Source organism: Nocardia sp. NPDC049935, assembly GCF_055586645.1.
In genome coordinates this window covers 551,583-564,471 of the sequence record NZ_JBVJHV010000002.1, presented here as the reverse complement: position 1 = coordinate 564,471, position 12,889 = coordinate 551,583, and the positions used below count along the sequence as shown (strand labels likewise).

General features: G+C 69.3%; 13 protein-coding genes. 7 read left to right on the top strand and 6 right to left on the bottom strand.

The genetic code is table 11. From position 1 onward, the window contains the following. Window positions 1-9: 9 nt before the first annotated feature. Both ACZ6SF_RS10835 and ACZ6SF_RS10830 read left to right on the top strand, forming a co-directional pair. On the top strand, window positions 10-426 hold the full coding sequence (locus tag ACZ6SF_RS10835) for a rhodanese-like domain-containing protein (protein ID WP_466061840.1): 417 nt from the start codon (window positions 10-12) through the stop codon (window positions 424-426). Beyond that, window positions 423-1,634 (top strand): O-succinylhomoserine sulfhydrylase, encoded by a 1,212-nt coding sequence (locus tag ACZ6SF_RS10830; protein ID WP_466061839.1) that lies wholly within the window; start codon window positions 423-425, stop codon window positions 1,632-1,634. The genes ACZ6SF_RS10835 and ACZ6SF_RS10830 overlap by 4 nt, the downstream gene beginning before the upstream one ends. Before the next feature lie 423 nt (window positions 1,635-2,057). Here ACZ6SF_RS10830 and ACZ6SF_RS10825 read toward each other — a convergent pair whose 3' ends face one another. Then, a complete protein-coding gene (locus tag ACZ6SF_RS10825) occupies window positions 2,058-2,810 on the bottom strand; it encodes an HAD-IIA family hydrolase (RefSeq protein ID WP_466062255.1) in 753 nt (250 codons plus the stop codon). A gap of 225 nt (window positions 2,811-3,035) precedes the next feature. Between ACZ6SF_RS10825 and fgd the strand changes: the two genes are divergently transcribed. Further along, window positions 3,036-4,046, top strand: coding sequence for a glucose-6-phosphate dehydrogenase (coenzyme-F420) (gene fgd, locus ACZ6SF_RS10820; RefSeq protein ID WP_466061838.1), 1,011 nt, complete (start codon window positions 3,036-3,038; stop codon window positions 4,044-4,046). A gap of 42 nt (window positions 4,047-4,088) precedes the next feature. On the opposite strand, the gene ACZ6SF_RS10815 is transcribed toward fgd, so the two are convergent. Both ACZ6SF_RS10815 and ACZ6SF_RS10810 read right to left on the bottom strand, forming a co-directional pair. Continuing rightward, window positions 4,089-4,589, bottom strand: coding sequence for a DinB family protein (locus ACZ6SF_RS10815; protein WP_466061837.1), 501 nt, complete (start codon window positions 4,587-4,589; stop codon window positions 4,089-4,091). Window positions 4,590-4,737: 148 nt separating this feature from the next. Beyond that, window positions 4,738-5,679: a GlxA family transcriptional regulator gene (locus tag ACZ6SF_RS10810; RefSeq protein ID WP_466061836.1), complete on the bottom strand. Its 942-nt coding sequence runs from the start codon at window positions 5,677-5,679 to the stop codon at window positions 4,738-4,740. A 110-nt stretch (window positions 5,680-5,789) separates the two neighbouring features. Here ACZ6SF_RS10810 and ACZ6SF_RS10805 point away from each other — a divergent pair, with 110 nt between their 5' ends. The 3 genes from ACZ6SF_RS10805 to ACZ6SF_RS10795 are packed head-to-tail and all read left to right on the top strand — an operon-like array spanning window position 5,790 to window position 10,105. Continuing rightward, on the top strand, window positions 5,790-6,731 hold the full coding sequence (locus ACZ6SF_RS10805; protein ID WP_466061835.1) for an NAD-dependent epimerase/dehydratase family protein: 942 nt from the start codon (window positions 5,790-5,792) through the stop codon (window positions 6,729-6,731). A gap of 36 nt (window positions 6,732-6,767) precedes the next feature. Next, complete coding sequence (pta, locus tag ACZ6SF_RS10800) at window positions 6,768-8,840, top strand: phosphate acetyltransferase (protein ID WP_466061833.1); 2,073 nt, start codon at window positions 6,768-6,770, stop codon at window positions 8,838-8,840. Window positions 8,841-8,872: 32 nt separating this feature from the next. Then, entirely contained in the window at window positions 8,873-10,105 is a 1,233-nt protein-coding gene (locus tag ACZ6SF_RS10795; RefSeq protein ID WP_466061832.1) for an acetate kinase, read from the top strand. On the opposite strand, the gene yczR is transcribed toward ACZ6SF_RS10795, so the two are convergent. Beyond that, window positions 10,099-11,604 (bottom strand): MocR-like transcription factor YczR, encoded by a 1,506-nt coding sequence (gene yczR / locus ACZ6SF_RS10790; protein ID WP_466061831.1) that lies wholly within the window; start codon window positions 11,602-11,604, stop codon window positions 10,099-10,101. The genes ACZ6SF_RS10795 and yczR overlap by 7 nt on opposite strands. 61 nt (window positions 11,605-11,665) lie before the next feature. Here yczR and ACZ6SF_RS10785 point away from each other — a divergent pair, with 61 nt between their 5' ends. Next, complete coding sequence (locus tag ACZ6SF_RS10785; RefSeq protein WP_466061830.1) at window positions 11,666-11,890, top strand: hypothetical protein; 225 nt, start codon at window positions 11,666-11,668, stop codon at window positions 11,888-11,890. A 63-nt stretch (window positions 11,891-11,953) separates the two neighbouring features. Here ACZ6SF_RS10785 and ACZ6SF_RS10780 read toward each other — a convergent pair whose 3' ends face one another. After that, the gene (locus ACZ6SF_RS10780; RefSeq protein ID WP_466061829.1) at window positions 11,954-12,250 is read right to left on the bottom strand and encodes a hypothetical protein; all 297 of its coding nucleotides are present in this window, start codon (window positions 12,248-12,250) and stop codon (window positions 11,954-11,956) included. Window positions 12,251-12,500: 250 nt separating this feature from the next. Beyond that, a complete protein-coding gene (locus ACZ6SF_RS10775) occupies window positions 12,501-12,863 on the bottom strand; it encodes an excalibur calcium-binding domain-containing protein (RefSeq protein ID WP_466061828.1) in 363 nt (120 codons plus the stop codon). Between the last annotated feature and the right edge of the window lie 26 nt (window positions 12,864-12,889).

Here is a 12,889-nt window from a genome sequence, read left to right as displayed (position 1 = left end):
GTACCACGTATGAGTTACGCAGGGGATATCGAGCCGAAGCAGGCATGGGAACTGCTCACCGGGCATCCCGACGCCGTCCTGGTGGACGTGCGCACCGAAGCCGAATGGAAGTTCGTCGGCGTTCCCGACACCAGCGGTATCGCCACCCCGACCGTGCTGGTCGAATGGGTCGATTCCACCGGCACCCGCAACGCGGGATTCCTGGACCAGTTGCGCCGCGCCCTGGGCGACCGCCCGGCCGACGCCCCGGTGGTGTTCCTGTGCCGGTCCGGCCAGCGGTCGGCGCATGCCGCCGACGCCGCCACCGCCGCGGGTATCGCCCCCTCGTACAACGTCACCGAAGGCTTCGAAGGGCCGCTCGACGAATTCGGCCATCGTGGCGAGTCGGGCTGGCGGGCCGACGGCCTGCCCTGGCGGCAGTCGTGATCGGCGGCGGTGCGTTCGAGCGCGCCCTGCCCGAAGGTGTCGGACCGGCGACGCTCGGCGTCCGCGGCGGGCTCAACCGCTCCGGTTTCGAGGAGACCTCCGAGGCGCTCTACCTGAACTCCGGGTTCGTCTACGCCAGCGCCGAGGACGCCGAAGCCGCGTTCACCGGCGACCTCCCGCATTTCGTGTACTCCCGCTACGGCAACCCGACCGTGGAGATGTTCCAGGAACGGATGCGGCTGCTCGACGGCGCCGAAGCCTGTTTCGCCACCGCCAGCGGTATGGCCGCGGTCTTCGTCGCCCTCGGCGCCCTGCTGAAGGCCGGCGACCGGCTGGTGGCGGCGCGCAGCCTGTTCGGATCATGTTTCGTGGTCTGCAACGAGATCCTGCCGCGCTGGGGTGTGGAAACCGTTTTCGTCGACGGTGAGGACCTCGGCCAGTGGGAGGCGGCACTGTCGGTCCCCACCACGGCGGTGTTCTTCGAAACGCCCGCCAACCCGATGCAGACGCTGGTGGATGTGCGCAAGGTCAGCGAACTCGCCCACGCCGCCGGCGCCCAGGTGGTCCTGGACAATGTCTTCGCCACCCCGCTGCTGCAGCGCGGCTTCGACCTCGGCGCCGATGTACTCGTGTACTCGGGCACCAAACATATCGACGGCCAGGGCCGGGTCCTGGGCGGCGCGATCCTCGGCTCCGCCGAATACATCGACGGCCCGGTCAAAACGCTGATGCGCCACACCGGCCCGGCGCTCAGCCCCTTCAACGCCTGGACGCTGCTCAAAGGCCTGGAAACCATGCCGCTGCGCGTACGGCAGTCCACCGATTCGGCCCTGCGCATCGCCCGCTACCTGGACGAACACCCCGCGGTGGAATGGGTGCGGTACCCCTTCCTCGAAACCCACCCGCAGTACGCACTGGCCACCTCCCAGATGAGCGGCGGCGGCACCGTGGTCACCTTCGAACTGAAGGCGAACGCGGACGAGGCCAAGAAACGGGCCTTCGAAGTACTCAACGGCCTGCGCATCGTCGATATCTCCAACAACCTCGGCGACGCGAAATCCCTCATCACCCACCCCGCGACCACCACCCACCGGGCGATGGGACCGGAAGGGCGCGCCGGAATCGGACTGTCGGACGGGGTGGTCCGGCTCTCGGTCGGCCTCGAGGACATCGAGGACCTCCTGGGCGACCTGGACCGGGCGCTGTAATTTTGGAGCGGCTCCGCCGCTCGAGGGTGGGGCTGTGATTTTGGAGGCGCTCCGCGCCTCGAGGGTGGGGCCCCTGGTAGCCCGGTTCTTCACTCCCGGCGGTCGGTCGCTGCGCTCCCTTCCTCTGGTCGCTCCAGAACCGGGCGGGCCCCACCCCATGGGGTGCGACCATGTGGACAAAGGTGAGAGCACGCTGGAGCGCCCGCACCGGCCCCCGGCATCCGCACGACCCCTGCCCCGATTCGAATTCGAACCGGGCTCAGGCCCACTGTCCCGGTGCCGAGGCGCAGCGAGGCATCGAACGGGTTCGGCCCGCGCCTGCTGTCGGCCCTCGAAGCGCATGCGGCGCAGCCGCGAGTCTCGAGGGCCGACAGCAGGCGCTCACGAGGGCCGAACCTCGAGCGGCGGAGCCGCTCCAGAATCTCAGAACGGGGTCCGGACCCGGCCCGCCAGTTCGGCGACCGAGTCGAGCACCATGGTCGGCCGGTAGGGATAGTGCTCCACGGAGGTTTTCGTGGAGATACCGGTGGTCACCAGGATGGTGCGCATACCGGCCTCCATCCCCGAGATCACATCGGTGTCCATCCGGTCGCCGATCATCACGCTGCTCTGGGAGTGGGCGTCGATCCGGCGTAGCGCCGACCGCATCATCAGCGGATTCGGTTTGCCGATGTAGTAGGGGTCGCGGCCGGTGGCGCGGGTGATCAGGGCCGCCACCGAACCGGTCGCGGGCAGGACACCGTCGCGGGACGGGCCGGTGGGGTCGGGATTGGTGGCGATGAAGCGGGCGCCGCGCTCGACCAGCCGGATCGCGGTGGTGATCGCCTCGAACGAATAGGTGCGGGTCTCGCCCAGGACGACGTAATCGGGGTCGACCTCGGTCAGCACGTAGCCGATTTCGTGCAGCGCGGTGGTGAGCCCGGATTCGCCGACCACATAGGCGGTGCCGCCCGGCCGCTGCTCGTTCAGGAAACTCGCCGTGGCCAGGGCCGAGGTCCAGATCGAATGCTCCGGGATCTCGAGCCCGGTCTGACGCAGCCGCGCCTGCAGATCGCGCGGGGTGCGAATCGAATTGTTGGTCAGCACCAGGAACGGGATCGCCTCGGCCCGCAGTTCGGCGAGGAATTCGTCGGCGCCGGGGACCATATGGTCCTCGTGCACCAGCACCCCGTCCATATCGGTGAGATAGGACAAAATCGGCTCGTCTGCGCTCACACCGCCAATTCTGCGCCTGTTCGCGACCGGACCGGGTATACCGCGCCCGCGCGAGCCGAAGTGGTGCCGCGATCGGGTGAACGCGCGCGCGGCCCGCACCCCGTGGACGGGGCGCGCACACCGGGCCTATTAATGTCGGATCCGGGCCGGAAACGGTCCGACCACAAGCGACAGGAGTGGCGCAACATGGGTGAGCTGAAGCTCGGGTACAAAGCGTCGGCGGAACAATTCGGACCCCGTGAACTGGTGGAGCTCGCGGTACTGGTCGAGGAGCACGGCCTCGACAGCGCGACGGTCAGCGACCATTTCCAGCCGTGGCGGCACAAGGGCGGCCACGCACCGTTCTCGCTGGCCTGGCTGGCGGCCGCGGGTGAGCGTACCGAGCGGATCATGCTCGGCACCTCGGTACTCACCCCGACCTTCCGGTACAACCCCGCGGTGATCGCGCAGGCGTTCGCGACCCTGGGTTGCCTGTATCCCGGCCGCGTGATGCTGGGCGTGGGCACCGGTGAGGCGCTCAACGAGATCGCCACCGGGTACGCGGGCGAGTGGCCGGAGTTCAAGGAACGTTTCGCCCGGCTCCGGGAATCGGTCGACCTCATGCGGGCGCTGTGGACCGGTGACCGTACCGATTTCGACGGCACGTACTACAAGACGGTGGGCGCCTCCATCTACGACGTGCCCGAGGGCGGTATCCCGGTCTACGTCGCGGCCGGCGGGCCGGTGGTGGCCCGCTACGCGGGACGCGCGGGCGACGGTTTCATCTGCACGTCGGGCAAGGGGATGGACCTCTACACCGAGAAGCTCATGCCGGCCGTCGCCGAGGGCGCGGAGAAGGCCGGGCGCGAGGTGAGCGCCATCGACCGGATGATCGAGATCAAGATCTCCTACGACACCGACCCGGAACTGGCGCTGGAGAACACCCGCTTCTGGGCGCCGCTGTCGCTGACGGCCGAGCAGAAGCACAGCATCACCGATCCGATCGAAATGGAAGAGGCCGCCGACGCACTGCCGATCGAGCAGATCGCCAAGCGCTGGATCGTGGCCAGCGATCCCGACGAGGCGGTGGAACTGGTGAAACCGTATGTCGACGCGGGCCTGAACCACCTCGTGTTCCACGCCCCCGGACACGACCAGAAGCGATTCCTGGACCTCTTCCAGCGAGATCTGGCCCCCCGCCTGCGCAAGCTCGGCTGAGCGAGAGCCGCCGTGGCGACGGCCGGCCGAGGGATGTGACGCTCATCGGCCGGTCGCGCCGTCGATGAGTTCGCGCAGGATATCCGCATGGCCGGCGTGGCGGCCGGTCTCCTCGATCATATGAACGAGCGCCCAGCGGACACTGGGCGCGGGACGCCCCGGGCGCGGGCGCGGTACGGGGGCGGCGAGGTCCGGGCATCGGTCCAGGATCTCGTTCGCGCGGTCCACCGCCTCCCGGTAGCGAGCGACCACCTCGGCCACGCTGTCGGCGGGGTCGGCCCGGAAGGTGGCCTGCCAGTCGGTGACGTTCTCGCCGAGGAATATCGAACGTTCGACCCGGGTGAGATGCGTGAGCAGGCCGAGCAGGTTCGTCCCGGAGGGCACGGCGGCGGTGCGGACCCCCGGTTCGGGAGCACCGTCGACCTTCGCGGCGATCGAGGTCCGGAGGTAGTCGAGGAACCCGCGCAGGGTCTCGGTCTCGCTGTTACCGGTCCGGGGCGGCGGTGCGTCGCGGCGACGTCCGGAATGTGAGGCAGTGGGCACAGCGGTCTCCTTCGTAGCCGATACGCCGACGATTCACGGCCCACCCAGTGTTTCCGCAATCCTGATAATCGGCACGCAATCTTGTCGTTCCGGCAAATCGCACGGTGCCGGCCCCGCCGATCTCCGCACCGGGGAGGTCGCCGGCTGCTCAGAGTCGGGTGAAGGCCGTCCGGTACGCCCGGGGCGTCAGGCCGTGCCGGTGTATCAGATGCCGGCGCAGTGATTCCGAGGTACCCAGCCCGGCCCGGCGCGCCACCTCGGTAACCGGCAGATCGGTGACCTCGAGCAGTTCGCGGGCACGGTCGACCCGCTGGTGCAGCAGCCACTGCAGTGGGCTCGATCCGGTTTCCGCGCGGAAGCGCCGGGTGAGCGTACGGGTGCTCATATGCGCGTGGGCGGCCAGCTCCCGCAGGGTCAGGGGCTCGTCCAGCCGGGCCAGCGCCCAGGCGCGGGTGGGTGCGAGGGTTACGCCGTTCTCCGGTGGCAGCGGTGTCTCGATGAACTGCGCCTGGCCGCCGGGCCGAAGCGGTGCCACCACCGCCAGCCGCGCCACATCGTTGGCGATCGCGGCGCCGTGGTCGCGGCGCACGATATGGACGCACAGATCGATTCCGGCGGCCAGCCCGGCCGAGGTGAGAATCTGGCCGTCGTCCACGAACAGCACATCCGGCCGCAGGTCGACGGCGGGGAAGCGCGATCGCATCTCACCGGAGAACAACCAGTAGGTCGTCGCGGGCCGGCCGTCGAGCAGACCCGCCTGGGCAAGGACGAAGGCTCCGGTACAGATGGAGGCGATCCGGGTCCCGGCGGCCGCGGCCGCCCGCAGCGCCGCCAGCACACGGACGTCGCCTTCGACGCGAGCACCGGTTCCGGTGACCATGACGGTGTCCGCGTCGGCCAGCCGCGACAGGTTTTCGTCTATCAGCACCGGCCGCCCGACATACCCGGCGACCGGTCCCGGGTCCGGGGTGCACACCACGACCTCGTACACCTGTTCACCGTTCACCCGCACCGCCGGGAACACCATTTCCGGTATGGCCAGGTCGAAAGTGGTCACCGGAGGTACCGCGAGTACGGCGATTCGATGCATGGCCCGATCCTTTGGATATATGGCATTCAGGCCACTACTGTATCGAGATCTTCCGCGCCACAGTGGTTCCGGACCGCCGCACCGCGGTCCGGGCAGAGGAGGATCGCGAAATGTCGTTGCACGTCGTCGCGGGCGCGGGCAGTACCGGAGGCCGTACCGCGCTGCTGCTGGCCGAAGCCGGGCACCGGGTACGGCTGGTGAGTCGTCGGGGCCTGGGCCCCGAACACCCGGCAATCGAAAAGGTCGTCGGTGACACCACGGATGCGGACGGGCTGACCGTGCTCACCGAGGGCGCCCGCACGCTGATCAACACCACGTGGCCACCGTATGACCGATGGCCCGCCGAATTCCCGCCGATCGGCGCCGGCGTACTGGCCGCGGCCGAGCGCACCGGGGCGAACTACGTATCGCTGAGCAACACCTACGGCTACGGACATGTCGAGGGCCCGATGACCGAGGATCTGCCGATGGCGCCCGTGACGGTGAAGGGCGCGGTACGGGCCCGGTTGTGGCTCGACGCCCTGGACGCGCACAGGGCGGGACGGGTCCGCGTCACCGAGGTCCGCGCCTCGGACTACCTCGGGCACGACGCCGGCTCGCTGTTCAACTTCCTCGCGACAGCTGCGATACGCCAGGGCGCGCCGGTGCACTATCCCGGGGATCCGGACGTACCCAAGAGCTGGTCGTATCTCGACGATGTGGCCAGGACACTGGTCGCGGTGACCCTCGACGACCGGTCGTGGGGCCGGGCCTGGCACGTACCGTCCACGGTGGTCTCGCTACGCGACCTCGTCGAACGGCTGGCCCTGGTCACCGGAGCACCCGAGCCGCGATTGGCGCCCATGACGCTGACCGATCTGGCGTGGGCGGGCGCGACCGATCCCATCAGCGCCGAAACGGTCGAGATGTGGTACTCGCTGGCCCACCCCGACATCCTCGATTCCACGCTGACCCAGCGAACCTTCGACCTGACCGCCACGCCCCTCGACGAGGTGCTCGCCGATACCGCGCTGTTCGGGATGATCCCGGACCGGGTCGCCCCCACCGGCTGATCGGGTAACCGGCCGGGACACCGTTAGGCTCTTGCCATGGCCGAGGTTGCTGCGTCCAGTGTGTACATCGCATCGCCGGAGGGCGATACCGGGAAATCGACAGTGGCGCTCGGTGTGCTGCAGATGTTGTGCGCGACCACCGCGCGGGTGGGGGTGTTCCGGCCCATCACCCGCTCGGTGCGCGAACCCGACTACATCCTGGAATTGCTGCTCGAGCACAGCACCGTCGATCTGGAATACCAGCAGGCGGTGGGGGTGAACTACGAGCAGGTCCACGCCGACCCCGACGGCGCGATCTCCGAGATCGTGATGCGGTACCACGAGGTGGCGGACCTCTGCGACGCCGTGGTGATCGTGGGCAGCGACTACACCGACGTGGCCAGCCCGAGCGAACTCCGGTTCAACGCGCGGATCGCGGTCAATCTCGGGGCCCCGGTGCTGCTGGTGGTGCGCGGGGCGCAGCGGTCTCCCGATGAGGTGCAGCAGCTGGTGGATCTGTGCACGGCCGAACTGTCGGCCGAGCACGCGCAGCTCGCGGCGATCGTCGCCAACCGGTGCGCGCCCGGCGAACTGGACTCGGTCCGGGACCGGCTGACCGGCTTCGGGGTGCCGTCCTGGAGCCTGCCCGAGGTACCGCTGCTGATCGCGCCCACCATGGCGGAACTGTGCGCCGCCCTCGACGGCGAGATCTACAGCGGCGACCCGGAACTCCTGCACCGCGAGGCGCTGGGAGTGATGGTCGGCGGGATGACCGCCGAGCATATTCTGGAGCGGCTCTACGACGGCGCGGTGGTGATCGCCCCGGGCGACCGGTCCGATGTGCTGCTGAGTGTGGTGAACGCGCACGAAGCGGAGAGTTTCCCCTCGCTGGCCGGGATCATCATGAACGGCGGCCTGCTGCCGCATCCCGCGATCGCCCGGCTCATCACCGGACTGAAACCGCGATTACCCATCCTGACCACCGGCCAGGGCACCTACGACACCGCCGGTATCGCGCACCGGACCCGCGGCCGGATGTCGGCGGACAACCCGCGCAAGGTGGATACGGCGCTGGCACTGATGGAAACCCATGTGGACGCCGGGGAGTTCCTGCGCCGCCTCGAGGTGCCGCTCACCAGTGTGGTGACCCCGCAGATGTTCGAATATCAGCTCATCGAACGCGCGCGGGCCGACCGCAAGACCATCGTGCTGCCCGAGGGCGACGACGACCGGGTGCTGCGGGCCGCGGGCCGGGTACTGCAGCGCAAGATCGCCGATCTGATCATCCTCGGCGACGAGACCGCGGTCCGGGCGCGGGCCGCGGAACTGGGCGTGGATATCGCCGGCGCGCAGGTCTTGGACCCGCGCACCTCCGACCATATCGACGATTTCGCCCGCGAATACGCCGACCTGCGCAAACACAAGGGAATCAGCCTGGAGCGGGCCCGCGAAACCGTCACCGACATCTCGTATTTCGGCACCATGATGGTGCATCGCGGCCTCGCCGACGGCATGGTGTCGGGAGCCGCGCACACCACCGCGCACACCATCCGACCCTCGTTCGAGATCATCAAAACCGTGCCCGGGGTCGCCACGGTGTCCAGTGTTTTCCTCATGTGCCTGGCCGATCGGGTGCTGGCCTACGGCGACTGCGCGGTGGTCCCCGATCCGACCTCGGAACAACTGGCCGATATCGCCGTCTCCTCGGCCGCCACCGCCACCCGGTTCGGTATCGACGCCCGGATCGCCATGCTGTCGTATTCGACCGGCGAATCCGGCAGCGGCGCGGATGTCGACAAGGTTCGGGTGGCCACCGGATTGGTACGCGAACGCGCGCCCGAACTCCTGGTGGAGGGACCCATCCAATACGACGCGGCCATCGAACCCACCGTCGCCGACGCCAAACTCCCCGGATCCGAAGTGGCCGGCCGGGCCACGGTTTTCATCTTCCCCGACCTCAATACCGGCAACAACACCTACAAGGCGGTACAGCGCAGCGCCGGGGCGGTCGCGATCGGGCCGGTCCTGCAGGGACTGCGCAAACCGGTGAACGACCTGTCTCGCGGCGCTCTGGTCACCGATATCGTGAACACGGTGGCCATCACCGCCATTCAGGCCCAGCAGCAGTGACCGCGAGGCGGTCCGGCGAACAGGAGACTGCGGTGGACAGCAAGCTGGTTCTGGTGGTCAACTCCGGCTCCTCCTCGATCAAATATCAGCTGGTGGCACCGGTTTCGGGCGAGGTCGCGGCGGCCGGGCTGGTGCAGCGCATCGGTGAGGACAACGGCTCGATCGAGCACACCGACGGCGACCGGACCGTTACCGAGGAGGTCCGGGTCGCCGACCATACGGCCGGATTGCGGCTGGCCTTCGCGAAATTCGCCGAGACCGGCCGGGATCTGGCCACCGCGGGAGTCGGGGCGGTGGGCCACCGGGTGGTGCACGGTGGCGAGGTCTTCTACCGGCCGACCCTCGTCGACGACCGGGTGCTCCGCACGATCTCCGAGCTGTCCACCCTGGCGCCGCTGCACAACCCGGCCAATGTCCGGGGTATCGAGGCGGTGCGCACGCTGCTGCCCGGGGTGGCGCAGGTGGCGGTCTTCGATACCGCGTTCTTCCACGGGCTGCCCGAGGCCGCGCGCACCTACGCCATCGACCGTCAGGTCGCGCAGGCGCACGGTATCCGCCGCTACGGTTTCCACGGCACCTCGCACGAGTACGTCTCGGGGCAGGCCGCCGAATTCCTCGGACGCCCGGCGGATTCGCTGAACCAGATCGTCTTCCACCTCGGCAACGGCGCCTCGGTCTCGGCACTGCGCGGCGGGCGGCCGGTGGACACCAGTATGGGTCTGACTCCGCTGGAGGGCCTGGTCATGGGCACCCGGTCCGGGGATCTGGACCCCGGAATCATCCTGCACCTCATGCGCGCGGCGCATCTGGACATCTCCGGTGTCGACCGGCTGCTCAACCGGGGCTCCGGGCTGCGCGGGCTGGCGGGGGTGAACGATTTCCGCGAACTGCGGCGGCTCATCGATACCGGTGACGCGGCCGCCCGCACCGCCTACGACGTCTATGTGCACCGCATCCGCCACTACCTGGGCGCCTACCTGATCGAACTGGGCGGGGTGGACGCGATCACCTTCACCGCCGGTGTGGGCGAGAACAATCCGGATATCCGGGCCGATGCCCTGGCCGGACTGCAACGGTTCGGGATCGCGGTGGACCCCGGCCGCAACGCCGCCCCGGAGCGCACCGCCCGCCGGATCTCCCCGCCGGACGCCGCGGTCGAGGTGCTGGTGATCCCGACCAACGAGGAACTCGCGATCGCGCGGGCGGCGCTGGCCGTCACCGAGGGGGCAGCGGAGGTCGCCGGCAAGCCGGGGTCAGGTCAGTAGCAGGTCAGGGGCTGTAGCGCGTCGCCGGCCTGCGGCCCCAGGCTCGCGTAGGCGGTGGCGATCGCCGTCACCGCCCGCCGCAGTTCGGGTTCCGAGGTGGTGTAGGGCAGGCGCAGGAACCGCTCGAAGGCGCCCTGGACCCCGAAGCGGGGCCCGGCGGCCAGCAGCACCCCGTGATTGGGCGCCGTGGCGGCCAGCGCGGACGCCACCGGCGCCGGGAGTTGCGCCCAGACCGACATCCCGCCGACACCGGGCAGCACCTGCCAGCCCGGCAGTTCGTCGGCCATCGCGCCCAGCAGTACCTCACGCTGGTCGCGGAGCAGCGCCCGGCGGCGCTTCAGGATCGGCACGGAGTTCTCGAGCAGGTGCACCGCCGCCAGCTGATCCATCACCGGGGTGCCCATATCGACGGTGGCGCGGGAGGTCAGCAACCGGGTGATCAGCGATTCCGAGGTCCGGATCCAGCCGACCCGCAGCCCGCCCCAGAAGGATTTGGACGCCGAGCCGATCGTGATCACCTCGGAGCCCTTCGCGTACGCGGCGACCGGGGTCGGCAGCGCGGAATCGGCGAGCGAGAGATCGACCATCGACTCGTCGATTATCAGCGTCATCCGGGTTTCGCGGGCGATGGCGGCGAGTTCGGCACGGGCGGGCTCGTCCATCAGGAAGCCGGTGGGATTGTTGTGGTCGGGCACCAGATAGGCCAGCGCGGCAGCGGTCTGGCGCGCGGCGCTGCGGATCCCGTCGAGATCCCACGCCGCGTGCGGGGCCTCGAGCCGCAGGGGTACGGGGATCGGGCGGGCGCCGACATCGCGGATCGCCTCGATCGCGTTGGGGTAGGTGGGGTGGTCGATCAGTACCCGCGAGGTCGGCGCGGCGAGCACGTTCACCAGCAGCCGCAACCCGTGCTGGGCGCCGAGGGTCACCAGGATCTGGTCGGCGGTGGTCGGCAGGCCGCGCTCGGTGTAGCGGCGGGCCAGTGCCTCGCGCAGCGGCCCGATTCCCACCGGATCCATCCCGTGGGTGCCCAGGTACGAGGGGATCCCCTGCAGCGCTACGGCGTACGCGTCCTCCATCTCGGGCGGCGCGGTCATGGCGGCGTAGGTCAGGTCCACGGCGGGACGGTCGCCGGTGGACATGGTGGCCAGGATGCCGCGTGCGACCCGGCGGCCGTCGTGCGCGATGGACGGCGGCAGGGCGACGGTACTGCGCGAACCCTGCCGGGTGATGAGATAGCCGTGCTCACGCAGCAGCGAATAGGTGGAGGTCACCGTGGTGCGGCTGACCCCGAGCGTCGCGGCGAGGTCGCGTTCGCTGGGCAGGGCCACCCCGAGCGGGGCCCGGCCGTCGTGGATGAGCAGCCGGATTCCCTCCGCCAGCGCCAGATAGGCGGGGCGGGAGGTCTTACGGGCGGCGGTCTCCGCGGACCCGGGGTCGGCGCTGCGCCACTGCCCGAGATCGCGGGCGAGGCCCGAGGCGCCGATCACTCGTGTTGCCATAAGGTCCAGTATCGACCGATTGGCTCTTTATCGGCAAGTCCAGTAGGCGGATGCTGGAAACATGACACTCTTGGTGACGCTCGTGGGAGTGGGAACGTTCGTCTTCTTCGCCTACCACTACCTGGTGACCGAATCACGGATACCCGAACTGCTGGAACGGTACCGGCCGCTCGGTTCGGTCACGGACGACTCGCGCACGCGGTACGACCTCGAACGCGAGTACCGGGACCTGGACGCGGCCCGGGCACACCGGGAGCCGGGCCCGATCCCATTCCGCGCCGGCTGACCCCCGGCGCTACCTCCACACCGCCCATCGACCAGTCCAGTTGGAAAACTGGACTGGTCTTCGCTAGTTCAGTGGATGCCGGTGGTAGAAGTCGCACGCGTCGCCGGAAACCAGACCGTCCTCGCAGGCGAAATAGGTCTGGATACACGAGTTGCTGTCACATCCCAGCTGCACGAGCTGATCGCGGATACGGAGACTGCGCTGCTGCGGTGTCTCCGCCGGCGGTGCGGCGACCGAGGAAACCGGCGCCGCGGAGGTCGTGGCCGTCCCGGACCCGCTGTCGGCACAGGCCGCGAACAGCATGGTTCCGGCGCACAGCGCCGTGACGGCGGCGAATCGGGCGGCGGATCTCGTAGTCATTTCGCACCTCCACTTCCCCCGGTGTTCGACGAGCGGCCAGCCTAACCGACACCCGGGCGCGCCGGAACCGGTCGCGAATCCCGAATCGGACCGACCGGACGGACCCGGCGTCTCGGCGAGCGATATCCGCTGGTAGCCCGGCCGGTGACCCAATTGCGCCGTCATCGGGCCACCTCGTCACACAGCGCCGCGGAGGCGGGAAACACACAGCGCCGCGAAGGCGGGGCCGCCGGACGCCCGCGCTACCGGTTCAGAACTCCCCGACCTCGCAGGCGAGCCCGTCACCGTCGGCGTCGAGTTGCCGCGAATACCCCGGCTGTCCGCCGTAGAGCGGGGTATCGGTCTCCCGCCGGGCGTGACCGCAACTGATGTAGTACGGATAGCCCTCCTCGTCCGGCGGCGTCTGCGCGCGATCGGCGGGAAGGGGATGGGAATCGTCGATCGTATTCGACGACCGCGGCTGATCGGCCGCGGCCGGAGCGGCGGCGAGCAAGGTCAGCGCGCAGCCGGCGACGACGATCCGGGCGGCTCGCAGGGCCCGTCCGTGGGTCGCGGCCCGCGACAGCCCGCTCGGTCGCGGCACCGTCGGGGAAGAGATAGTGCGAAAGCTCATGCTGGAATCCTCGGAGCGCAGGGATA

Coding starts and splice junctions, on each gene's coding strand:
- ACZ6SF_RS10835 (WP_466061840.1), top strand. CDS start 10: ATGAGTTACGCAGGGGATATCGAGCCGAAGCAGGCATGGGAACTGCTC.
- ACZ6SF_RS10825 (WP_466062255.1), bottom strand. CDS start 2,810: ATGGACGGGGTGCTGGTGCACGAGGACCATATGGTCCCCGGCGCCGAC.
- fgd (WP_466061838.1), top strand. CDS start 3,036: ATGGGTGAGCTGAAGCTCGGGTACAAAGCGTCGGCGGAACAATTCGGA.
- ACZ6SF_RS10810 (WP_466061836.1), bottom strand. CDS start 5,679: ATGCATCGAATCGCCGTACTCGCGGTACCTCCGGTGACCACTTTCGAC.
- ACZ6SF_RS10805 (WP_466061835.1), top strand. CDS start 5,790: ATGTCGTTGCACGTCGTCGCGGGCGCGGGCAGTACCGGAGGCCGTACC.
- pta (WP_466061833.1), top strand. CDS start 6,768: ATGGCCGAGGTTGCTGCGTCCAGTGTGTACATCGCATCGCCGGAGGGC.
- yczR (WP_466061831.1), bottom strand. CDS start 11,604: ATGGCAACACGAGTGATCGGCGCCTCGGGCCTCGCCCGCGATCTCGGG.
- ACZ6SF_RS10785 (WP_466061830.1), top strand. CDS start 11,666: ATGACACTCTTGGTGACGCTCGTGGGAGTGGGAACGTTCGTCTTCTTC.
- ACZ6SF_RS10780 (WP_466061829.1), bottom strand. CDS start 12,250: ATGACTACGAGATCCGCCGCCCGATTCGCCGCCGTCACGGCGCTGTGC.
- ACZ6SF_RS10775 (WP_466061828.1), bottom strand. CDS start 12,863: ATGAGCTTTCGCACTATCTCTTCCCCGACGGTGCCGCGACCGAGCGGG.